General features: G+C 47.7%; 17 protein-coding genes and 1 riboswitch. Of the genes, 7 read left to right on the forward strand and 10 right to left on the reverse strand.

Features of this window, described 5'->3' with window-relative positions:
* Positions 1–69 precede the first annotated feature (69 nt).
* Positions 70–759 carry a hypothetical protein gene (locus tag IZU99_09530; GenBank protein UOO37478.1) on the forward strand — a complete coding sequence of 230 codons (690 nt, stop codon included), beginning with the start codon at positions 70–72 and terminating at the stop codon, positions 757–759.
* A 37-nt stretch (positions 760–796) separates the two neighbouring features.
* Here IZU99_09530 and IZU99_09535 read toward each other — a convergent pair whose 3' ends face one another.
* From IZU99_09535 to IZU99_09550, 4 genes are all read right to left on the reverse strand, one after another.
* Positions 797–1,774: an SDR family oxidoreductase gene (locus IZU99_09535; GenBank protein UOO37479.1), complete on the reverse strand. Its 978-nt coding sequence runs from the start codon at positions 1,772–1,774 to the stop codon at positions 797–799.
* Position 1,775: 1 nt separating this feature from the next.
* On the reverse strand, positions 1,776–3,095 hold the full coding sequence (locus IZU99_09540; protein UOO37480.1) for a nucleotide sugar dehydrogenase: 1,320 nt from the start codon (positions 3,093–3,095) through the stop codon (positions 1,776–1,778).
* A 138-nt stretch (positions 3,096–3,233) separates the two neighbouring features.
* Positions 3,234–4,310, reverse strand: coding sequence for a hypothetical protein (locus IZU99_09545; GenBank protein ID UOO37481.1), 1,077 nt, complete (start codon positions 4,308–4,310; stop codon positions 3,234–3,236).
* A 46-nt stretch (positions 4,311–4,356) separates the two neighbouring features.
* On the reverse strand, positions 4,357–5,259 hold the full coding sequence (locus IZU99_09550; protein UOO38808.1) for a UbiA family prenyltransferase: 903 nt from the start codon (positions 5,257–5,259) through the stop codon (positions 4,357–4,359).
* A gap of 147 nt (positions 5,260–5,406) precedes the next feature.
* On the opposite strand from IZU99_09550, the gene gap reads away from it, so the two are divergent.
* Positions 5,407–6,456 (forward strand): type I glyceraldehyde-3-phosphate dehydrogenase, encoded by a 1,050-nt coding sequence (gene gap, locus IZU99_09555; GenBank protein ID UOO37482.1) that lies wholly within the window; start codon positions 5,407–5,409, stop codon positions 6,454–6,456.
* 102 nt (positions 6,457–6,558) lie between these two features.
* Here gap and IZU99_09560 read toward each other — a convergent pair whose 3' ends face one another.
* The 6 genes from IZU99_09560 to IZU99_09585 all read right to left on the reverse strand — a co-directional run bounded on the left by IZU99_09560 (position 6,559) and on the right by IZU99_09585 (position 18,429).
* Entirely contained in the window at positions 6,559–6,792 is a 234-nt protein-coding gene (locus tag IZU99_09560; protein UOO37483.1) for a hypothetical protein, read from the reverse strand.
* Between the two features lie 90 nt (positions 6,793–6,882).
* A complete protein-coding gene (locus tag IZU99_09565; protein ID UOO37484.1) occupies positions 6,883–8,394 on the reverse strand; it encodes an HD domain-containing response regulator in 1,512 nt (503 codons plus the stop codon).
* A 17-nt stretch (positions 8,395–8,411) separates the two neighbouring features.
* A complete protein-coding gene (locus tag IZU99_09570) occupies positions 8,412–9,626 on the reverse strand; it encodes a HAMP domain-containing histidine kinase (GenBank protein UOO38809.1) in 1,215 nt (404 codons plus the stop codon).
* A 614-nt stretch (positions 9,627–10,240) separates the two neighbouring features.
* A complete protein-coding gene (locus IZU99_09575; protein ID UOO37485.1) occupies positions 10,241–17,221 on the reverse strand; it encodes an amino acid adenylation domain-containing protein in 6,981 nt (2,326 codons plus the stop codon).
* 16 nt (positions 17,222–17,237) lie between these two features.
* A complete protein-coding gene (locus tag IZU99_09580) occupies positions 17,238–17,912 on the reverse strand; it encodes a 4'-phosphopantetheinyl transferase superfamily protein (protein ID UOO37486.1) in 675 nt (224 codons plus the stop codon).
* Positions 17,913–18,168: 256 nt separating this feature from the next.
* On the reverse strand, positions 18,169–18,429 hold the full coding sequence (locus IZU99_09585; GenBank protein UOO37487.1) for a thioredoxin family protein: 261 nt from the start codon (positions 18,427–18,429) through the stop codon (positions 18,169–18,171).
* Positions 18,430–18,640: 211 nt separating this feature from the next.
* Here IZU99_09585 and IZU99_09590 point away from each other — a divergent pair, with 211 nt between their 5' ends.
* The 5 genes from IZU99_09590 to IZU99_09610 all read left to right on the forward strand — a co-directional run bounded on the left by IZU99_09590 (position 18,641) and on the right by IZU99_09610 (position 23,055).
* Positions 18,641–19,567 carry a zinc ribbon domain-containing protein gene (locus tag IZU99_09590; protein UOO37488.1) on the forward strand — a complete coding sequence of 309 codons (927 nt, stop codon included), beginning with the start codon at positions 18,641–18,643 and terminating at the stop codon, positions 19,565–19,567.
* A 3-nt stretch (positions 19,568–19,570) separates the two neighbouring features.
* The gene (locus IZU99_09595; GenBank protein UOO37489.1) at positions 19,571–20,299 is read left to right on the forward strand and encodes a TIGR02206 family membrane protein; all 729 of its coding nucleotides are present in this window, start codon (positions 19,571–19,573) and stop codon (positions 20,297–20,299) included.
* Positions 20,300–20,521: 222 nt separating this feature from the next.
* Positions 20,522–20,890, forward strand: a complete 369-nt coding sequence (locus tag IZU99_09600) for a response regulator (GenBank protein ID UOO38810.1) — start codon at positions 20,522–20,524, stop codon at positions 20,888–20,890.
* 52 nt (positions 20,891–20,942) lie between these two features.
* A riboswitch (cobalamin riboswitch) is annotated at positions 20,943–21,120 on the forward strand.
* A gap of 106 nt (positions 21,121–21,226) precedes the next feature.
* Entirely contained in the window at positions 21,227–22,102 is an 876-nt protein-coding gene (locus IZU99_09605; protein ID UOO37490.1) for a radical SAM protein, read from the forward strand.
* Positions 22,099–23,055, forward strand: a complete 957-nt coding sequence (locus tag IZU99_09610; protein ID UOO37491.1) for a TIGR00730 family Rossman fold protein — start codon at positions 22,099–22,101, stop codon at positions 23,053–23,055. Before IZU99_09605 ends, IZU99_09610 begins: the two co-directional genes overlap by 4 nt.
* The last annotated feature ends 96 nt before the right edge of the window (positions 23,056–23,151 follow it).

Here is a 23,151-nt window from a genome sequence, read left to right on the forward strand (position 1 = left end):
GTTTTGACGAGACTGCTATAATCATAATTGCCATTTATTTACATTATTGTTTGTAGCGGGAGTTTTTCCATGGTTATTGACTTTCATGCCCACATCCTGCCGGGGATGGACCACGGCTGCCGCGATGTACAGGCAGCACTGCGCCAAGTTGCGGCAGCCCGTCGCGCCGGTGTTGACATCATCGCTGCGACCTCGCACTTTTATCCCACCATTGACACGCCGGAGCGGTTTCTAGAACGGCGTCAGGCTGCCTGGTCGCTTCTCAAGGATGCTCTTCCAGAGGCGACACCGCAAATACATCTCGGTGCTGAAGTCACGCTTTGTGACGGCATGGAGCAGATGGAGGGGCTGTTCAGTCTCGCTTTAAATGGCGATCAGACGATTTTGCTCGAAATGCCTCGGTCAAAATGGTCACTGAAAACGTATGACACCGTCGAAAAAATTAATGACCTCGCCGGCGGCAGAGCCGTTATAGCTCATGTTGACCGATATGAAGCGCACCTTGTTGAAAGCCTTTTCGAAATCGGGGTAACTGGCCAGTTGAATGCTGCCGGTCTGCTGCGCCTCGGCGGTAGGAGACGCCTGCTGCGCTGGATTGATTCGGGTAAAATCTCGGCGCTTGGAAGCGATGCGCACGGCAAAAGTGTCGATTACCGCCGGTATAAGCGCGCACAAAACCACCTTGGTTCTCGGTTTTCTGAAATCATGCGCCGCTCGGCAGAGCTGTTAACAACCGGCGAGCGTATTTATATCCGATAAAAAAGCTGCTAAAGGCACATTGCCTTTAGCAGCTTTTTTAGGATGATATATTGGCTTTATACCAGTCGATCGCCAGGCGGATACCGTCCTCAAAGCTGAATTGCGGGTCATATCCGAGCAGCCTTTTGGCCTTTGAGATATCTGCCGCACTGTGGCGGATATCGCCGGGGCGCTCCGGCATGAATTGTGGCTCAATACCTGATGATAGGGCCGTTTTGAGCGTTTTATACACGTCAATGAGGTACGCCCGCCCACCGTACGCGATATTAAACACCTCACCGGCAGCGTCCCCCGGCGCGAGGCAGGCTTTGAGGTTCGCCTCCACGACATTATTGACAAACGTAAAGTCACGGCTCTGCCCGCCATCTCCATAAATAATCGGCTGCTCGCCGCGCAATAGCTGCCGGATAAAGCGCGGGATGACTGCTGCATAATCGCCGTCGGGGTCCTGCCGCTTTCCGAAAACGTTAAAATAACGCAGCCCGATTGTTTCAAGCCCATAAAGGCGTGTATAGAGGCCCGCGTATTCCTCGCAGACACGCTTTGTCACCGCGTACGGCGAGAGCAAGCGGCCTTCGCGCCCCTCAGTCTTCGGCAGGTTCGGCTCATCGCCGTAGACAGAAGAACTCGATGCGTAAACAAACCGTTTAACGCCGTTTCGGCGGGAGGCCTCCAGCATATTCAGCGTGCCGCGGATGTTGATTTCTTCGTATAGCAACGGTTCCTTAACGCTCCGCGGAACGCTGCCCCACGCAGCCTGATGGAGAACGAAATCAATGCCCTGTGTGGCTTCGAGGCAGTCGTCAAGCGTACGGATATCGCCGTTCAGAAACGTCATCAGCGGGTGATTTCTTAAAAAATTGATGTTTTCCGCTTTTCCGGTTGACAGATTGTCCAGACAGACAACGCGGCAGCCGAGCGCCAGTATGGCCTCGCACAGATTTGACCCGATAAAGCCCGCGCCGCCCGTCACAAGAAACGACGTCCCCTTTGGGAACGTTAAAATTTCTTCCATATTACAAACTCCAGTAATAATAGCCGGACGCTTCAAAGGTACCACGGTCAAAAAGGCCTTTGACATCGACTAGGACCTTTTGGGCACCGGCTGTGTTTTTAACCATACCGTCAATCTCGCGCACCGTTAACGCCCTGTACACATCGTGCGCCACAGCGACGATAACAGCGTCAACATCTTTCAAAGCAGCATGGTCGGCAAGGGTGATACCATAGATATTATAGACTTCCGATGTGTCGGCAACAGGGTCGCAGATGACCGGCTCGATCCCGTATGACAGGAGCTCTTCAATGATGCTGACAACCTTTGTGTTCCGCGCGTCAGGGACGTTTTCTTTAAAAGTCACACCGAGCACCGCAACCCGGGCCTTTTTAACAGACGCCCCGGCTTTTATCAAGGCTTTGACGGTGTTCTCCGCCACGTATTTACCCATACTGTCGTTTATGCGTCGCCCGGATAAGATCACTTGCGAATGGTACCCGGCCTGTTCGGCCATATACGTCAGATAATACGGGTCCACGCCGATGCAATGGCCGCCGACAAGGCCAGGTCTGAAATTGAGAAAGTTCCATTTTGTCGCGGCGGCTTTTAAAACGGCGCCTGTGTCGACGCCGATTTTATTAAAAATAATGGCCAGCTCGTTCATAAAGGCAATGTTAATGTCACGCTGGCTGTTTTCAATGACCTTGGCCGCCTCGGCGACTTTGATGTTCTCGGCTTTGTAAACGCCCGCTTCCACGACGAGGCTGTATACACGCGCAATGATATCAAGCGAATCCTCATCCATCCCGGAGACAATTTTTGTAATCGTCTCAAGGCGGTGAACCTTATCACCAGGGTTGATGCGTTCCGGCGAATAGCCAACCTTGAATCCAACGCCACACGTCATTTTCGATTCCTGCTCAAGAATCGGGACACAGACCTCTTCCGTCACGCCGGGATAAACGGTCGATTCGTATACAACGACAGCCCCTTCCTGAAGATTCCTGCCGACGGCGCGGCTTGCCGAAATAACGGCACTGAGGTCGGGCGTTTTGTCCGGATGAATCGGCGTCGGGACGGCGATAATATGAAATTTCGCGTTTTTCAGTTCTTTTTCATCCGATGTGAGGGACATCGTCGTTGTTTGAACGGTCTTGTCGCCGACTTCCCGCGTCGGATCGACGCCGCTTTTGTAAAGGGCAATTTTATCTTTATTGACGTCAAAGCCGATGACTTTGGCTTTTCTGGCAAACGCCACGGCTATCGGCATGCCGACATAACCGAGGCCGACGACGGATATGCGCTCTTCCCCAGCGGCTATTTGATCGTATAGGCTCATCCAAGCGCCCTCTTTCGTCTGAAAATGTCACTGCTTGGGAAAATAGTACCATAGCAGCGGCTTTTTTGCAAACGAAAAGCAAAGCTATGCGCGTCAAAAAGGAGAGGCTTTCGCCTCTCCTTTTTGATCGTTGTTGTATCAGACGCCCGATGCGGCCTGTGCGATTGCCGCCTTGAAATCGGCAATGCTGATGGCAACTGAGGTGCGCAGTTCGGAGGAGACTGCAAAGCCCTTTTCATCAACGGCAATACCGGCCACCTCGCCCGGCATCTTGCCTCGGACATATTTGGCAAAGGCCTCTGCCTGCTCAAACCACTCTTTCCCGATGCCGGACTGCTCTTTAATACCGACGGCGTCTTTGAGCTCATTCTTCGACTGCGGGTCAACGGCAAGATCTGTTGTGATCCTGCCCTGTGCCGTGAAATTGATGCTGCTGTTTGTCTCATCCAAAATGCAGCCTGAAATTTTTCCCGCCGTATCCCGCGTCAACAGGGCAACTGTTGACGTCACGTAAACAAGTCCCTCCATGCTGTCGGACGCATTTTTCGACTGACTCATGCCCGTGATAATACCGAGGCTGAGACGATCGGATTCGGCCGCACCGCCGTTTTTGGCGTTATTGACGGCCTTTTCAAGGCCTTTAATAAAATTGCCGATTGAAATAGAAACGGTGGCTTTGAGGTCGGACTGTGTCGGATAGTTCTTCTCGTCGACCTTAATGTTTTTCACATCGTCAATCGTCATCCCCTCAACGTATTTGGCAAACGCGTTTGCCTGTTCGTACCATTCCTTGCCGATCCCAGAGACCGCTTTGAGGCCATAGGCATCGCCAAGCTCGTCGTTTGTTTTAAACATTGTCGTTGTGGGTGTTTTAAGCTGTCCCTTTTTGTCAAAGCCGATTTTGGCCTCGACTGCATCAATGGCGCACTTGACGATTTTGCCTTTCTTGTCGACCATCACGCCGACAACGGTTGCGTCCACCTCTGCCAGGCCGTCAGCCGAGGCGGCATCTTTCGATTTTGTCAGCGATGTCAGGATTGCCAAGCCCGTTTTAGCTGAGCCTGCCGACGTCGAGGGCGATGCGGAGGCCGAGCTTGACGCGCCTGGCGAGGACGGCGAGGCGCTTTCTGGCGCTGTCGTCGGGTTGGATTGACAGCCGGAAAAAATGAGCAGGATACTCCAAACGGCAATAAGCCGTGCCAATGTTTTTTTCATAGAAAACTCCCGTACGGGGGGGCGGCACGGCAAAACGGCCGCTTATCTACCGGAGCAGGATCCCCCCGATAATTATTAAAGCAATATGAACTGTGATGATCAGTATAAAATTCTTTATCGATATAATAAAGGTTTCCTCTTTTATCTGCTTTTTATGAAAAATATTGATATTTTTTTGAACAGGGATGATCGTCAGCAGCAACAGGAGGCTCAGCGGCGTTAGAAAACCGGTGATAACCATCACAACGACGGACAGATAGGCCAGATAATAAAAAGCGGAAAAAAGCGGCAGGGCATATGATTTTAAATAATATGGCAGCGTAAAGCGGCCTACGGCAACATCTCGCTCAACGTCGCAGATATTGTTTGCAAACATGATATTGGCCGTCAGGCAGAAGGGGACGACTGCCAGCAGGGCAACGCCGATTGCCGAGGCAATGTTGATTTGCAGATAGAGGTTGCCACCAGAAAAAGAATAAGCCAGCAAAGCACCTTCCGGCACGTTGATGTAAATGAGTATGGCCGGGATGACGGCACCGTAAAAAAAACCGGAGACAATTTCACCGTAAGGGCTGTGCGACAGCGGCACTGGGCCGAAAGAGTATAAAACGCCGAAGAAAAAGCAGACGCCGCCAAGCGCCAGCACGACAAGGTCTGTTAAATAAAAAAGATATAGCCCAAAAAATATGCTGGCCAGGAACAATGCGATCATTGTTCCCATTGCAGCCGGCCGCGGCAGTGATAACGGCAGCCCATTTTTTTTGGTGTCGTAATAATTATTAATAGCAGTTGCCGTTAAATCGAACAAAAACATCCCGGCAAAGAAAACAGCGGACCGCAGCACGTCGATTTTCGTCCCGGCGGCGAAGAGATACGCAAGCGTCAACAAAAATGCAAAGACGCTTGTAATTTTTGTTTTGATTTCAACAAAGTCTAAAAAGCGTGTCATCTTATTCATCGTCCATTCTTATCTATTATTCTTCTCTTGGATTTGCTTGCCGCCATGATTTTCCGCTTGAGGATGATTTTAATACGATCGAAAGGGTTTATATAAAACGGCACTGCGAAGACTACATAAGAAATCGGAGGGATCACAGTGTCAATTAAAATCGGAATCAATGGATTCGGGCGCATCGGGCGCCTTGTTCTAAGGGCCGGTCAGCAACGTGATGACGTCACGTTTACAGCCATCAACGACCCGTTTATAGACAGCGACTATATGGCATACATGCTCCGCCATGATTCGGCACACGGCTCGTTTCCCGGCTGCGTTGAATCAAAAGGCGGCCATCTGTATGTTGACGGCAGAAAAATTATGGTTTTTGCAGAGAAGGAACCAGCGCATATCTCTTGGGAAAGTGCGGGCTGCGAATATATCGTTGAGGCAACCGGTGTTTTTACAAGAAGCGGCGCGGCGGCGCCACACCTCGGCGGATGCGTCAAAAAGGTCGTGATTACCGGCCCGTCAGTCGACGCACCAATGTATGTTATGGGTGTCAACCACAGCACATATAAAGGGGATACGGATATTGTCTCAAACGCCTCTTGCACAACAAACTGTCTAGCCCCGCTGGCTAAGGTATTAAACGACCGCTTCGGTATCAGCGAGGGCCTCATGACGACGATCCATGCTGCCACCGCAACGCAGAAAACAGTCGACGGTCCGTCGAAAAAAGACTGGCGTGCGGGTCGCTCCATCATCGGCAATATTATCCCGGCCTCGACAGGTGCCGCAAAAGCCGTCGGCCAGGTTATCCCGGCTCTCAACGGAAAGCTGACGGGCATCTCAATGCGCGTACCGATTATTGATGTCTCTGTTGTAGACATGACGGCAAAACTGAATTTACCGGCCAGTTATCAGGATATTTGCGACGAAATCCGGCGGGCATCGGTCACTGAATTCGGTGGCATCATCCGATATGTCGATGATGACGTCGTCTCGACGGATTTCATCGGGGATCACCACACCTGTATTTTCGACGCACGCGCCGGTCTGTCTTTAAACGACCGGTTTGTCAAGCTCATCGCCTGGTACGATAATGAGGTCGGCTATTCCAGCAAAGTGCTCGACCTGATTGCCTATATGGCGGGTGTTGACGCTTTAAACGGCATACACCAAAAGAAGGAAAACGCCTTGGCCCATTGATCAAAAACGAAACCAACACTTATATTATAACTTAAATTCATGGCAATTGCATGCAAAAGTCAAGCGGCGGGCAGTATCCGTCTGCCCGCCGCTTGTGTGCACTCAAGCGATATCTTCTGTTGGTTTGACGATCATGCTTGCGAGCTCCTCCGGTGTCAATCCTGATTCCTTCAGAAGCTTGTTAAGGCTTTTCAATTCGGCCTGCTCCTGCTCCCCCAATAATGCATTAAGTTGTGAACGAAGTGATTTGATAACCGACTCGTGCTTGGCTATCTGCGCACTGACGGATGCCATTTCTTCAGCAATGTTTCGTTCCCGTTTAATCCCGCGCGGCATACCAATACCTCCTTTTAGTTTTAAGGTAGTATACCGCGTCAGCGATTCAATTACTGTCGAATTGTGTTCCCTTTAAAAACTGATTAATACTCACGCAGGTTTCAACGTCCCCTCGAATCCGTCCATAACATTTTGAAAATCATCAACAATCACACGGATAAATACATCAACGATATCTTTATCAAATTGCGTTCCCGCACCTTTGATCAGCTGATCCTTGGCATTATCCAAATTGAGCTTTGACCGGTAGTGACGCGTGGATGTCATCGCATCGAAAGCATCCCCTACTGAAAGAATCCGCGCCAGAAATGGGATATCGTCTCCCTTTAGGCCGAATGGATAACCGGAGCCGTCAATCCACTCATGGTGGCATTTGATGAGGGGAATCGCGTCGTCAAACATAGACATTGCCGCCAGTATATGCGCGCCTTTTAACGGATGTTGCTTAATGATCTCATACTCATAAACACTCAGCGTATCAGACTTCTTGAGAATCTCATCCGACGTGCCGATTTTACCGATGTCATGGAAAATGCCGCCGACACGCAAGAGTTCCAATTCATGCTCTGTCATTTCAAACGCCTGACCGACTTTTTGTGAGAAATACGCTACTCTGTCGGAGTGGCCCCGTGTATACTCATCCTTGGCGTCAACCGTCAGACGCAGCGCATTGACCGTATCGAGATACATCTTGCGAAGCTCGTCATACGTTTTGTTGAGCTCATCGTTTTTCAAATTGACCATCGAATGGAGAAAGGCGTTGGAGATGGCTGATGACGCCTGCGCCGCGTAAATTTCCAACAGCTGCAAATCTTCTTCGTAGTGGCTGCTCTCGACATAAATAACGCCGGCCACCTGTTCATATTCACTAATCAGCGGGAGGATGACGCCGTTCGTTACACGATGTGTCCTGTTCTCCGTTCTCGTGGAGCCGATCTGCTCCATCAAAGCCGGATCAAGCATGGCCATAAACTCTTCCATTGTCGTATCATACTGGCCAAGTCCTCTGAAAATGCTTTTATGCTCACTGGTGAGATCCGCCGCGTTGTCAACTAAGATAAAAGCACTGCTGCTGCTAACGAGGCGCATCAGCTCGCCGAGGATATCCTCAAGAATATTCACAATCGGTTGCAGCTGATAAATTCTTGGCACGGCTTCAATGATTTTGTTTAAGCCGTCGTTATAGCGTGAAATCGTCTTTTTTTGTGTAATAACTTTAATGGCCGATTCAACAAGCAGCAACAGCTGATCAAACTTGTCGTTTTTTTCGCAATAACCTTGAATATCAAGCGCTTTGATCGTTTCAACAGGCGGCGCCATATCCTTATGCCCTGTTAGCAGAAGGATATATAAGTCCTTATTGAACTCTCTGATTTTCTCAACAACTTTATCACCATTGATCGGCTGCATCATATAATCCAAAATCAGTAAATCGAAGGCATCTGTTTTCAGACGTGCTAACGCATCATACGGCGAGGTCATGCCCTCAAATCCGTATCCGTTGCGTCTTAAAACGACAGCCAGAGAATCGATGATACCAACTTCATCGTCAAGCGCCAGAATATTAAACTCGGTTTCCTTTTCTGTCTTTCTTCTTCTCATACCTAAATCCCCCCGGCCTAAGCCGCCGGTACCGATACAAAGAACGATGTTCCCTGACCGGCGACCGATTTAAACCACATCTTTCCGCCGTACCGCCCGGTAATTGTGGAATAGGACATATAGAGCCCAAGTCCCGTTCCGTTTTTGGCTTTCGTCGTGATCATTTCCTTAAAAAGCTTGTTTTGAACCTCTTCTGTCATTCCGCTTGCATAATCTCTGATTTCAAACAGCACCATTGAGTCGACCTTCTTGATGATGAATTCGATAACGCCTTCTTTTCCTTCATAAGCGTCGATGCTGTTGGCTATCAGATTGTTGATAACCTGGATCAGGCTGTTGACTTCACCCTTTATTCGCTGATCCATATCGGTTGTGCAGTGAACCCTGAGATGGCAGGAGAAGCGTTTGAGCTCATGATTCATCAGGATTTCAATACGCTTTAAAAGCTCTCTCAGGGTAAACCAATCGGTGGTCGACGCCGTGAGCTGGACGGCCTGACCCTTGACGGTTGAGATGACATCGGACATATAGGCGGTATAGTCCTTCATTTTACCGATCCAAGCCCGCATTTCTCCGGCGATCTCATGATGATCTTCCGGTGTAATTTCGTCATCCCCAATCGATTCGTCATATTCTTCTATGAGATCAGATAATCCCTCCAAACCGCCTGAAATGGACATGATCGGCGTTTTCAGATTATGCGCAATGCCGCCGACAAGCTGCCCCAAGGATACCAGGTGTTCGCTTTCGATGAGCATGAGCTGTGTTTTTGCGATGAGTTCGGCGTCCTTTTTCTGTTCGGTGATGTCTTTGAATAATATAACAGTACCTTTGTACAGAGCATTACTGTAAATCGGTGTTATTTCAACCGTAACTATTTTATCGAATGAATTTGAAACAAATTGATTCTCAAAGCTGACCGTTTTATTTGATTTGACGGCTTCGTCAATAAAATTCAAGAATGTTTCATACTTTTGAGTTGCTAATTGGTCAACTTGCATGAGCAGATCTTCTAATTTGTCTTTTCTGGCAATCACAGCTATGTTTTTAAAATAATCCACAAAGGGCTTGTTAAAATCGATAATTTCCCTATCTTCGTTGATGACAACATAGAAGTCCGATATATGGTCAACGACCGTTTGAAGCGCAATCGGCACAACCCCAAGAAAGCCAAACCTGTTAATTGCGATCATAAAGAAGAACACGCCGATGGAGAAGGCGACTGTTTCCATATAGAGCGGTATTTCGAAAAGATCAAGCACGAATAAGATATCAACGATCAAAGGGAAAAGAGCCCCGATAATAATCATAATTGACTGCCGAGAGAAAAAGCCGGAGTTCTTAATAGAATAGAAAATCAGAATATATAGGGCAATAGCATTGAAGATGTACGAAAAAAGCGTTTCAAAAATCAGGTATGGGCCCTTGACGATTTCACTGCTGATGGTTGAGAATTTGACAAAGAATAAATGGTGATATCCATTTGTCCAAAGAAGGATCACGGAAACGAGGGGAACAATGAAAAATAAATAATACCCTTTCTTAATCGACTTTGCGAAGGAAATGCTCACAAAGAAAAAGCAGACAGGAATAAAACTGACAGCCGAAAAGGATATATCTGTAAATATCATCCCTTTATATAAAAAATAAAATGCAGCGTATTCTTCAATTAAAGACCCCAAAGCCCAAATAAGTATACAAAAAACGGTTGCCGCAGAATAGTAATGTAGATATTTTTTGTTTTTTATCTTTAATATGCTAATAAAGAGACTCACCACTAATACGATCGACAGATGTAAAATAATAAACGGAACAATATTCTGCATTCAACCCTCACCTTCATACGCTAGAGCACTTCGAGAAATATGGCTGCCAATTGATTATAATGCGTATTTAAAAAATAATGACTTGCATTCTGAATTACTTTATACGTTACAGATTTTGCATACTTTCTCCATTTTTTATATTTGATTTCATAGCTTTTTGTGACATCGTCTTTTTCTCCAAAAATACAAACAACTGGTACATCAAGCCTTTGATCTTTCTTCTTGCTGATATCGTAAAAATATCGATAAAAGCATTTTGCATCATGCCGGAATGCTCTAATAATAGCTCTCGAATACTTTTCATCAAATGTTGTTCTATTCAGCCCAATGTTATGTAAATATTCGAATATCTTTTTGTCTGAGTAGAAAATCCATGGATCATAAAAACATCCAAGAATTCCCGAAAAGAGTGGGGGTAACGTCGCACCAAGTAAGATTTCGTTTATATGAAAACCCTTTAAAAGAACTCGTTTTGCTGTTTCAAGTACTAACGCGCTTCCAACACAATGTCCATATAATATTATCTGATTTTTAAAATTGTTGCAGATTTCTACTGAAATTTTTTCTGCAGCTTCATAAATATCAATGAATTTCTCTTCAACAAAAGCATGACCTGGCAAGTTGACAGCATATATATCAAATTGATCAGATTGTGCAGAAATTGATTCACTTAAATCTCGAAATGAAATAACATTACCGCCACCATATGGGAAACAAACAACAGTCTTCTTTGCATTTCTACCAGAAGCTAATTTTATAAGAATATTATTTTCATTTGAAATCTTGAGAATTTTTTCAGAAAATTGCATGATTGTTGAAAAATTATAAAAATCAACAAGTGAAACTCCCAAATATTTATCCGGCAAGGATGCTAGAACTTTAATAGCACTGAGGGAATCACCTCCCAGTTCAAAGAAATTCGAATTTATACTGATATTTTCAATTCCTAGAATGGAAGCCCAAATGTCATGCACTAATTTTTCAACATCATTTCGAGGCTTTATAAATTCATCTGTAATAACCAGCTCAAATTTCGGCAGCATTTTTTTATTTATCTTGCCATTGATGTTTAGTGGCATTTCTTCTAATTTAACAAAATAAGACGGTATCATATGTTCAGGTATATACAAGTTCAGAAATGTCTGTAATTCATGTATAGATAATTCTCTTTTTGCCAGATAATACGCGTGGATTCTCTTATCTCCTGCTTTATTTTCAAATGCACCAACAAAGACCTCTTTGATTTCAGGGTGTTGCAATAGCGCAAATTCAATTTCACCTAATTCAATACGGTAGCCTCTTACCTTTACCTGATTATCAATTCTTCCTAAATATTCAATTTCACCAGATGGCAACATTTTGGCTAGATCCTCAGAGCGATAAATGATTTCATTTTTGTTATATGGAGATTCAACAAATTTCATATCTGTCAAGGGCTTATTATTTAAGTATCCCCGTGCAACACCTTCGCCACTAATACACAATTCCCCCGGCACACCTATGGGAAGCAATTTCAAATATTTGTCCAGGATATAAACTTTTAATGTCGGAATTGCACGGCCAATATTGCTGACATTGCTTTCAATCATAAAATCGTCAATTTCTTTAAATGTTACATGAACAGTCGTCTCTGTTATGCCGTACATATTAACAAACTTTGTATTACGATATTTTTGTTTGAATTGTTTGATTAAATAAGGTTTTAATGCCTCTCCGCCAAAAATGACATATCGTAACGCCAATTTGGTATCAGCATATTTACATTCTTCAGCTGCCAAGTTATAAAATGCGCCGGGAGTCTGATTTAAAACCGTCACTTTTTTTTCTTTCAGAATCTTCAGAAACGACATTGTATCCATAGCATCATTTTTTGAAATCACAATAAGTTTCGCGCCAAAAAGAAGCGCACCGTACATTTCCCAAACAGAAAAATCAAAGCAAAATGCGTGGAATAATGTCCATATATCTTTTTCTGAAAACATAAATTCGAAGTGATCGTTAAATAGAAGGCGGACGACATTTTTATGTTCAATCATAACGCCTTTGGGGCGGCCGGTGGAACCGGACGTATAGATGACATAGGCAATATCTGTCGGTTGATTAATACCGGAGAGATTTTCTTCACTGCCGCTGTAGATGTTGGCATCATCAATATTAATGATCTCAATATCAAAATGCCATCTTTCTGTTAGCCCACCCTGCGTCAACAGAAACGCCGACCCGCTGTCTTCCAGCATATAGCGGATTCTGTCCTCCGGATAATCGGGGTCAATCGGCAGATAGGCACCGCCCGCCTTCAAAATGGCAAGCAGACCCACGATCATCATTTCGGACCGGTATAGGGAAATGGCAACGATCTTATCCGGCCCCACGCCTTTTTCTCTTAATAACCGGGCAAGCTGATTGGCTTTGGCATTGAGCTGCTTATATGTCAGACTGATATCCCCGGATACGACGGCGATATTGTCTGGCGTTACAGACACCTGATATTCAAAAATGGACTGCAGCGTCTGATCCTGCGGGTATTCGGCTTCGATCCCGCTGAAAACGTTTAAAAGCAAGTTGCGCTCTTTGTCTGGCAATATATCAAAATCAGAAAGTTTTTTCCAAGGTGCGTGGCTGATATCGCCTGCCAAAATTTCAAAATGCTCCGACAGCCTTTTGATGGTCACCGCCTCGAAAAGGTCGGTTGAGTACTCGATATAAACGGCAATCGTCTCTCCGCGATCAAAAGCTTCAACTGACAAATCAAATTTGGAGGACAGACCGGCAAACGGCTTGACAGGAAGCGCGGACAGATCAAAATTCTGTAGGACGAAAGATGTGTCAAACAGCGGATTTCTGCCCAGATCTCTTTTGACTTTCAAGACATCGACTAATCGCTCAAATGGGTATTCCTGGTTTTCATAGGCCGTCAGAAGGCTCTCTCTCACCTCCTGCAGCAGCTGCAAAAATGTTTTGTCTCCGTTGGGGCAATTTCGGATCGGGAGCATGTTGACAAACATGCCCACCAGGTTTGATACATCTGCGTTCAAACGGCCTTCGACAGGGATGCCGATAACAATGTCCTCCTGCGCGGTATAGCGGTGCAGGAGCACCGTATAAACGGCAAACAAAACCATATACAGGGTGGTTCCCGTTTCTGCGGCAAGCGTTTTCAGACGCGAAGTCATGTCCGCATCGAGATCGAAAAACATTTTTCTGCCGCCGCTTGTCCGATGGACGGGCCTTTGGAAATCAACCGGCATATTCAGTACCGGTATCTCATCAGAAAATCTGGAGACCCAATAAGCCTCCTGTTCCTTAAAGACGCCCGTTTCCAAGAGCTCGTTATGCCAGCTGGCGTAATCTTTATACTGGCAGGGAAGCTCCGGCAGCGCCTCGCCAACGAGCAGCGCCAAAAACTCCCGCGCCAGCACGTTCATGGACGATCCGTCAGAAACGATGTGATGCATATCAAAGAATAGCAAGCGTTCTTCATTATCTGTCATAACAAGCTGTGCCCTTAAAAGCGGGGCCCGCGTCAAGTCAAACGGCTTGACAAATGCGCCCATCAGCGCATCGACATCAGCCGCCGCGGCATTAAAGCAAGATACAGCAACATCTGCGTGCGTGTGCACAATCTGAACAGGCTCGCCGCCAACAATATCAAAAGAGGTTCGAAGGGCTTCATGTCTGTCGACAAGAACCTTGAGAACATTTTCAACCTGGTCGGCCGTCACCTGCCGATCAATGCGGATAACGCCCGGCAGATTATAGCTGAGATCCTCCCCGTGAAGGCGGTTGAGAATAAAAAGCCGCTTTTGCGCGGAGGAAAGCGGATAATGCATCATGTCGGGGAGTTTTTTAATTGGTTTAAAAAGGTTAACATGCGCGTGTTCCAGATATTCGGCCAACTGCCGGATAGTCCGCAAACGGAAAATCTCCCGAACGGTTACTTCAAGATTCAATTCTTTATGAATCTGGACAATCATGGCGATGGCCAGTAGCGAGTCTCCTCCGATGCTGAAAAAATTGTCTGTAACGCTGATGCGATCCCGGCCCAGAAGGCGGGACCAGATCGCGGCAAGCGCCTCTTCAACCGTGCCGTTCGGCGCCTTATAGTCATCAGCGGACGATGCATCAACATTCGGAGACGGCAACCCTTTTCTGTTGGCTTTGCCGTTTGGAAGCATGGGGATTTCATCAAGGAACATAACAAAGGACGGTACCATGTATTCCGGCACCTTCGCTGAAAGATAATCTCTGACGCCGGCTGTGCTGAGTTCTCGTGTTGCGACAACATAAGCGCAAAGATATGTGTTGTTATGATGTGTAAAGCCGGTTACAAGCGCCTCTTTGATATCGTCATGCGTGCTGAGGGCATTTTCGATCTCACCGAGCTCAATGCGGATTCCGCGAATTTTGACCTGAAAGTCGATTCGGCCGAGATATTCAATGTCTCCTTTTGGGAACCATCTGGCACGGTCGCCCGTTTTATATAAAACGTCGCCCGCCACAAACGGGCTTTCAATAAAACGCTCGTGCGTCAGGTCCTCGTTGTTGACATACCCTCTGCCGACACCGACACCGCCGATATAGAGCTCTCCGGCAACCCCAACAGGGACAGGACTTAAATACGCGTCCAATATGTACAGCCTGATGTTGTCGATCGGTCTGCCGATTGGGACTGTTTTAAGGTTAGAAGCCGGGGAGCAATTGAAATAGGATACATCGACGGCGGCCTCCGTCGGACCGTAAAGATTAATCAGCTGCGTTCCGTTGCGCCGGTTTAACAGCCGGTTAAACGTGTCGACGTGCGATACGCCAAGCGCTTCTCCGCTGGCAAAGACATGTTTCAATGAAGCAACGCGGTCAATACACTGCATTTTTTCAACATAATCGAGGAACGCGCCAAACATTGACGGTACAAAGTGCATCGTCGTGACAGCATTCTTCTCAATCGTCTCAATAATTGCTTCCGGGTCTTTTTCTCCGCCTGACCGCAGCATGCAGACGGATGCGCCGGCAAAGGACCACCAGAATAGTTCCCAAACAGATACATCAAACGTAAATCTCGTTTTCTGCAGGATAACGCTGTTTTCTCCGAGCGGATACGTTTTCTGCATCCAGAAAATTCTGTTGACAATGCTCCTGTGCTCAATCATAGCGCCTTTCGGTCGGCCAGTCGAGCCAGAGGTATAAATAACATACGCCAAATTCCGGGGACCGCAAACCGGCTGAAGATTTGCCGTATCACCCCGGTAAACGGCGGGGTCTGCCAGATTGATGACCTCCCCGGAAAAACGCCCGTCACCAGCGGCTCCGTCAGTAAGAAGAATACGGGTGCCGCTGTTTTCCAGCATATAGGATTTTCGCTCGTCGGGAAAGTCGGGGTCCATCGGCATATAAGCGCCACCGGCTTTTAAAATCGCAAAAAGGCCAATGACCATCAGTTCCGACCGGTAGAGCTCAATGCCGACAATCTGGTCGGCGCAAACGCCTTTTTCACGCAGCAGACGGGCGAGCTGATTGGACTTTTCGTTGAGCGCCCGATACGTCAACTGCGCCCTGCCGGAAATGACAGCCACGCGATCCGGCGTGAGCGCCGCCTGTCTTTCTAAGAAAGCGTGCAGCGTCATCCCCGATGGGAAGTCGGCAGCTGTTTGATTAAAATCAATCAGCACCTTTTTCCTCTCGATTTCCGAGAGGATTTCAAGTTGCGTGATTTTTTTTGCCGGATTGTCCAGTGCGTGCCATAAAAGGCTGATCATGTGCTTGTGAATAAACTCAATTTCTTTCACATTGAAGACATCCGTCAGATAATCGTAATCAATGATAAGGTTGCCGTCATCTTCCCGGTCATTAATATTGATAGATAGAGATTCCATCTGATGTCCCGTAAAATGCCAGCGGGTAACATAGTCAACATTAAACTGGTTTTTTTGAAATTTTGTGTTTTGATATGTTAAAACAATATCAAACATATTGTTTCCCAAGTTGTGTTTCTTTTTTAAATCTTGAAGTAATTTGTAATACGGATACTTTTGATGCCGCAAGACGTCCAGATTTTCTTTTCTGATTTGGTCGATCAGTGTCAGAAAATCCTGCGATTCATCCATAAAAATTCTGACAGGTGCACCGATACTGGCAAACATGCCAATCGTTTCTTTGTCACGCCGATTTGTTCTGTTCAAAACGGTCGTTCCGAGTACAACGTCGTTTTTCCCAATGACCCGGAATAAGTACATCGACATTGCCGCCATAAAAAGCGTAAAAACAGATTCATGGTGTTCCTGGCAAAACTGGCGAATTTTATTTGATAGTTTTGCCGGTGTGAGTAGCGTTTTACGCGCTGCAGCCATTTGCGATCCCATCGCACTTTTTTTCTTAAGTTGTATTGGGTCAGGCGCTGTTTCGAACTTTTTTTCCCAGTATATCTTATCTCTCAGATACCGTTCCGATTTTTTATAGTCTTCTTCCACCTTGAGAACTTCCAGGTATGAGGCCTCGGCGGCACCGTTAAACTCCGGTTTTTCAGTTAGCGCCAGATAATTTCGGACGATTTGATTTCCCTGCAGGATCATTGACCAGGCATCGGCAACCAAATGATGCATTCGGGCAAAAATCCCGGCTTCCCGATCGCTGATTTTAATCATCACGAAATGAAACAGATCAGAATCAATAACCTGAAAGGGAATTTTTGCTTGAAGTCTGTCCCAGACATACATATCCTCCAGCCCGTTCCCGAGGCTGAAATCGACAAGCTCAAATTTTTTCTCGGTAAATGGCGAGACGTATTGAAGCGGTTCACCTTCAGCATTTTCAACGATATGGAGACGTACGGCGTCATTGTCTTTAATAAATTGATTCATCGCCTTGGCAAAAAGCGTCATGTCAACATCGCACCGAAGCCTCAGAGAGGCGGCGATGATATTCAGGCTCGTTCCCGGATATGCTTTTTCAAGATACCAGATCGATTTTTGCGATTCAGACAGCGGATACAGTTTTTCCGTATTCATGTATCAGAATCCTCCGTCAATTACCAACATATAAGGTATAGAAACGCCACATCTTTATGAATTCTTCCTCAGTCAGGCAATATATGTCGCTTTCTGTCAACAACTCGGCCGTGCAGGCGGACAGGACATACGCATCAAATTGAAAAGTCGAAATGTTTAAATCGGTGTTCAAACAGGTGACATCGGTTGTTTTAAGTCCTCCCGCCAACCCCTCGCCGCTCCGTTTGAGAACCGCTTCTTTTTTTGTCCAGATTTCAAAGAAGCGCTGACGCCAGTTTTCAGCCCCGGCTTTGTCAAGCCACGACAGCTCGTTGCCCGTCAAAGCTGTTTCGGCAACACGCCGGTCAATATCGCGAACCCGTTCGACGTCAACACCGACCGGTTGTGAGGCCACGACAGCCGCAACAGCGTATTTCGTATGTGAAATATTAAAGTGGCAGTTCGGAAGATATTCAAAAACGGGTTTGCCCGTCTCGCCATAAAAGATTGCCGTCTTGTCAAACGCGGCGCCCGTCAGTCGGCAGGCAAGGCAGCGCGCCAGAATTTCAGAATAAACACTCAGTTTTCTGTCGATTTCATGGCGATATTTTGAAAGACGCTGGTTCTTCTCAGTGGAAACCGAGCCCATCATCTCGCGGATGAGATCATTATTCACGACCGGATCGATCTCAAGAAACCATAACGCTTTCATTTTCAGGCTCCGTCACAATTTTTGATAAAATATGGTAATACTTTTTCAGTTCATTTTACCACTAAAATACATCGAATTCAAGTGCAAAAACTGCAATTTCAGCAAAAAACTACAACATATAGTAGAATTCTCATCGAATATGAAGCATCATTTGTGTTTAACGCTCGTTCAGTGCTGTTGCACCGCTGCCGCATGTAAAAAAGGACGACGCCGAAGCGCCGTCCTCCTGTTTGATTTTTCTGCCTGCATAGAAATTTTACTCCAACGCCTTGTCAAAAACAGTTCTGATGATATCAAGGTTTGCCGCCCCCTCGTGGATTTTCTCTCCATCGACGTAAAACGTCGGTACGCGGAAATAATTAAAGCTGTCAGCGTACTTTTTTTCCTTCTCCTCGTCGATCATGATGATTTCTAGATCTTTGTACCGCTCGTCTGCCGCCTTCAGCTGCTCGATCATCACGGACGCGCGCTTGCAATAGGGGCACCATGTCGTCATAAACATTAAAATATCTTTCATTTGATGTTGTCCCTCACTTGATACGTGATTTTCATTGCTACTGTTTTTATTATACCATTTTATTCTGTTTTCTGTCAAAATACGTGCTTAATTTTGGCACAAAACGATACTTTTCTCGATAACACCATCTCGACCCATTTCGTTATTGACCGAACCCCGACTTTCATATTACAATAATCATGAAAAAAATTGCCAACAAGTCAGGAGGATCATGATGTTTTGTGTCAATTGTGGCCAAAAGCTTGACGATGATACCCTGTTTTGCCCGGGCTGCGGCCAAAAACAGGACAAAGGTCAAACTCCGTCCGCTCCAACAGGCCAAAATCCACCTGCCCCATCACCCGTCACCACACCACAGCCGGTACAGTTCCCGCAGCAGCCCTACATATCGGCAACGCCGCCACCCAAGCCCAAAAAGAGGCATGGCTGCCTCATCACCCTGATAATCGTCATCGTCCTGCTTGCCGCGGCAGTCGCGGCCGTCTATTTTCTGATACCGGGTCTTCTCCGGCCGTATGACCTCGGGATTAAGTCAACGCGCGCGGCTTATGAGAGCGCCATGGTGAAAATCGGCGTGACGAAGGATGCCGCGCCGACATCCGGCAGTGCTGACGATTATAAAATTATCTACGGCGCGCCGCACGATGTCAGCACAGCTCTTTCCAGCGAAGAACTCACCTCATTTTTCAACGAAAACAGACCGTCATACTATGCTGTCAAGAATGTGCAAGTGCGCGTCAATCCGGACGGAACGATTGAAGCATCTGCCAAGCTCGATACAAGCTATGTCTTTAACAACATGCTTTTCGGGCAATATACACGGCAGGATGCCCAAAATGCGCTGCCGATGGTCGGTCTTATCCCGAACGACGTCAATATCTACTTCAAGGTCAACGGCAGCGTCGTGAACAACACGGTACAGGGGCTTGATATTGCCGATGTCAAGGTCATGGGTATTGACGTCCCGCAGGATCTTATATCCCAGGCCGAGCCGTTTGTCACGCAGGTGCTTAACATCTATATTGCTTCGGAAAACGCGCGGGCAGGTACGTCGATTGACCTGCTGCAGGCAGACAACGGCAAGCTTGATTTAAAAGGCAGCCTTCCCGATTCTGTCAGCAGAGTTCCGGCACAATAAAGCATGGTAACAAATTTTAAAAGCTTTGGTGCCATCCATATAACGAGTCTTCTATTCCCCATTGTGCTCATCGCCGTTTTTATCTTCTTGGGGTTGAAGGCAAAGACAGATAAAAAACGCCGCCTTTTGCGTTATATTCTGGCCGTCTTGATCATTGTCATCCGCGGCACCCGCTATGTGATGGACGTCTATTACGGTGTTTTTGAGTGGACAGATCTTTTATCCCTGCATATTTGCCATATTGACCTTGTCGTGCTAGTTATCTGCCTGGTGCGACCGAATAAAACGCTGTTCAATTTCTGCTTCCTCGTGGGCATCCCTTTTGCCCTGTCGGTCGCGCTCTTTCCCGGCAGGAATCACCCGGCACCAGGCATCCCGCGGGCTGTCCTTTTCATCATGAGCCACATGATGCTCGTGGCGGGCGCTTTGTATCTTGCCATTGTCGAGCGCTTGAAGCCGTCGCTCGGCGGGCTGATTCGGCTTGCTGTCCTCGGCAATGTGTGCCTGATCCCTGTTTATCTCGTCAACCGGATTTTCGGAACAAATTATTTATATCTCATGGAAGCGCCGAAAGGAACTGTCATTGTTCCGCTTGCCCATGTCTTTGGCTGGCCGGGATATGTCGCCGTTCTCGACGCCATCGCTCTTCTGTGCATGCTTTTCATGCTGGCAATGGGGCTTTTATTGAACCACGCCGTCGGTCGAACGATGTTGAAATCACCCAATCGATAATTGCCTGTGCAGCAAATCGTCATTCCATATATTATTTTGGGCTGCCGTTTCGGCAGCCCATTTCTTCGTTTTTAAACAATTTATTTCCAGATTTATATTGTCAAAAGCAACAATTTTGTGTATATTATTCTTGGAAACGCCGTCGGCTGCCTCTCATATGCGGTTTTTTGTCTAAAAAGTTCCACAGCTTTTATCCGGCTACTTTCGAAGGGGAGACAGATGATGTATCGTATTCTGATCGCGGACGATTCACAATACATGCGGGAAAACCTTCGGGAAATCATGCACGACATCGGTTATGAAGTCGTCGGCGAAGCTACAAACGGTCTTGACGTTGTCGAGCTGTACCGCTTTTTGCTGCCGGACATTGTGTTTGTCGACATGAAAATGCCCGAAAGCAGCGGAATTGATGCGCTCAAACGTATCATTGACATCAACAAGGATGCCGTCGTCATCATGCTCTCGGTCGTCGGCAAGCCGGATCAAGTTCTTGAAGCGCTTAACTGCGGCGCGAAAAGCTATCTGACAAAACCGTTTGATAAAGCCAGCGCCCTGCACGCCATCAAGCAAGCGATGCTGGAGGAGTCATGAGCCAAGCGTTTTTTGCTTGCAAAACAATTGTGTTTGTGCTAAAATCTCTTTAATTTAATAGCTCCGGTCAGGTGCCCCGCGCGCGGGGAGAATAGGGAATCGGCTATAAACCGAGCGGTCCCGCCACTGTATGTGAGGAGCGGTTTTCTCATGCCACTGGCTTGTGCCGGGAAGGCGAAAATCGCGGTGAGTCACGAGCCAGGAGACCTGCCTGACTGTTTTAACTCTTATCCCGGCGAGGATGAGATGCAAGAGGACTATGGTAAAATCCTCGAAGCTTTGCTTCGGGGATTTTTTGTTTTCTCCGGAGACAACTGATGATGGAGGAACGAAACCATGAAAATCCTGAAAACCGTCCAGAGCGAGGACTGCGCCGTCAAGCACCTGCTCAGTCTCAATGACGGCAGCACCGTCGAAGCGCTTTATATGTACGACAAAGCGTTTAAACTGACGTATCACAGCACGGTTTGCGTCTCGTCGCAGGTTGGCTGCACCGTCGGCTGCCGCTTCTGCGCCACAGGCCGACAGGGCTTTTTACGAAATTTGAACGCTGATGAGATCCTCGGCGAGGTCTTGCTTTGCGACAGCAGCCGGAAAAAAGCTGGCTTCATCCCGATGGACGCCGTCGTCTTCGCCGGTATGGGCGAGCCACTATTGAATTACGCCAATGTCCTCTCTGCCATTGATCTGATTCAGAGAGACTTGGGCATTACCCATTTTGAGCTGGCGACCGTCGGTATCGTGCCGCGGCTGTATGACCTCATCGCGGACCTCAGAGGCCACGAACTGAAGCTCCGCCTCAACCTTTCACTCCACGGTGCGACGGACGAAAAGCGCCTGCATCTCATCCCCTATACCCGAAAATACGGGCTTTCAGACATCGTCCGCGCGGCTGCCGATTTTGCTGACGCAACGGGGACAACGGCCCGCATCCGCTATATGCTGATCAAGGGCTTCAACGATACGGACGCCGATATTGACGCTTTGACAAGCCTTCTCAAAGGAAAGCCATTCAAGCTCGTTCTCTCGGCGTATAACGACAACCAAATTGAAGGTCTCGCCCCCACCGGAGACCTTGACCTTTTGCGTTTTTATAATAAAATAAAAGATAATTGCACGTGTGATCTCTTCCACAATTTCGGCAGCGGCGTTCTGGGCGGGTGCGGCCAGCTCCGCCAGCTCGACAATGATAATCAGGAGTTCTCTGCATGAACAAGGTCATCTGTGTTTACAGCTCTTCAAGCAATACAATCAGCCCTGTTTACTTTGATGCCGCAGCGCGCCTGGGGGCGGAAATCGCCCGCGAGGGTGATCTGCTGCTGTTCGGCGGCGGGATGACGGGCCTTATGGGCGCGTGCGCCCGCGCGGTCCACCAGCACAGCGGGACCGTGATCGGCGTGATTCCGGAAGCCCTCAACGAGCCCGGCATCGTCTATGAAGCGTGTGACGAGCTTGTCGTCACCGCCGGTATGCGCGAGCGCAAGGCCGTGATGGACAGCCGGTCGGATGCTTTTGTCGCCCTGCCCGGCGGCTTTGGAACGATTGAGGAAATCATGGAAATTATCACGCTCAAGCAGCTGCGCTATCACAGTAAACCGATCGTCATTTTAAATATTGGCGGCTATTTCACGGCACTGATTGCACAGCTGCGTAATGCTGTTGACGAACAGTTTGCAAAGCCCGCCTGTCTTGATCTGTTTCTTGTCACCGACAGCGTTGCAGCGGCGCTGGAACATATCGACGCATATGTCCCGGCATCGTCTGACGAGCGGTGGCTGACCGATGTGGAGGCTGCAAGCCCCTCTCAGGTCTTTGTCAAGCAGCCGCCTCACCTTGACGATGTTGACTGCTGCAAGATTGATATCTTTATCCCGAGGACGCATCTGTCCCCGCTTCAAGAGGCGCTTCGACAGGTCGGTGCCGGTCATTTCGGCACGTACGACAGCTGCCTGTCCTATACGGAGACAACGGGCTGCTGGCGCCCGCTGCCCGGCAGTCACCCCTACGACGGGACCGAGAACGTCGTCAGCACAGCGCCGGAATACAAGGTTGAAGTGCTCTGCCGCTGTGACCGTGTCGATGAAACGCTCCGGGCAATCAAGGCCGTTCACCCGTATGAAACGCCCGTTATCAATGTAATTCCGCTCTATAAGACGGGTCTGTGATGAGGGCCTTGTTCCCTCCGGCAAAAGACTGCGCCGAACCGGCAAACGATTAAAACACCGCGCCGGATTCGGCGCGGTGTTTTTTGTTTAACGGTC

It is taken from the genome of Oscillospiraceae bacterium CM (assembly GCA_022870705.1).
In the GTDB taxonomy this organism is placed as follows: Bacteria; Bacillota; Clostridia; order Oscillospirales; family Oscillospiraceae; genus Sporobacter.

What these genes read in the sequence shown, in the direction of transcription:
- IZU99_09530 (UOO37478.1), top strand. Translation starts at nt 70, where the DNA reads ATGGTTATTGACTTTCATGCCCACATCCTGCCGGGGATGGACCACGGC.
- IZU99_09535 (UOO37479.1), bottom strand. Translation starts at nt 1,774, where the DNA reads ATGGAAGAAATTTTAACGTTCCCAAAGGGGACGTCGTTTCTTGTGACG.
- IZU99_09540 (UOO37480.1), bottom strand. Translation starts at nt 3,095, where the DNA reads ATGAGCCTATACGATCAAATAGCCGCTGGGGAAGAGCGCATATCCGTC.
- IZU99_09545 (UOO37481.1), bottom strand. Translation starts at nt 4,310, where the DNA reads ATGAAAAAAACATTGGCACGGCTTATTGCCGTTTGGAGTATCCTGCTC.
- IZU99_09550 (UOO38808.1), bottom strand. Translation starts at nt 5,259, where the DNA reads ATGACACGCTTTTTAGACTTTGTTGAAATCAAAACAAAAATTACAAGC.
- IZU99_09560 (UOO37483.1), bottom strand. Translation starts at nt 6,792, where the DNA reads ATGCCGCGCGGGATTAAACGGGAACGAAACATTGCTGAAGAAATGGCA.
- IZU99_09565 (UOO37484.1), bottom strand. Translation starts at nt 8,394, where the DNA reads ATGAGAAGAAGAAAGACAGAAAAGGAAACCGAGTTTAATATTCTGGCG.
- IZU99_09570 (UOO38809.1), bottom strand. Translation starts at nt 9,626, where the DNA reads ATGGAAACAGTCGCCTTCTCCATCGGCGTGTTCTTCTTTATGATCGCA.
- IZU99_09575 (UOO37485.1), bottom strand. Translation starts at nt 17,221, where the DNA reads ATGAATACGGAAAAACTGTATCCGCTGTCTGAATCGCAAAAATCGATC.
- IZU99_09580 (UOO37486.1), bottom strand. Translation starts at nt 17,912, where the DNA reads ATGAAAGCGTTATGGTTTCTTGAGATCGATCCGGTCGTGAATAATGAT.
- IZU99_09585 (UOO37487.1), bottom strand. Translation starts at nt 18,429, where the DNA reads ATGAAAGATATTTTAATGTTTATGACGACATGGTGCCCCTATTGCAAG.
- IZU99_09590 (UOO37488.1), top strand. Translation starts at nt 18,641, where the DNA reads ATGATGTTTTGTGTCAATTGTGGCCAAAAGCTTGACGATGATACCCTG.
- IZU99_09595 (UOO37489.1), top strand. Translation starts at nt 19,571, where the DNA reads ATGGTAACAAATTTTAAAAGCTTTGGTGCCATCCATATAACGAGTCTT.
- IZU99_09600 (UOO38810.1), top strand. Translation starts at nt 20,522, where the DNA reads ATGTATCGTATTCTGATCGCGGACGATTCACAATACATGCGGGAAAAC.
- IZU99_09605 (UOO37490.1), top strand. Translation starts at nt 21,227, where the DNA reads ATGAAAATCCTGAAAACCGTCCAGAGCGAGGACTGCGCCGTCAAGCAC.
- IZU99_09610 (UOO37491.1), top strand. Translation starts at nt 22,099, where the DNA reads ATGAACAAGGTCATCTGTGTTTACAGCTCTTCAAGCAATACAATCAGC.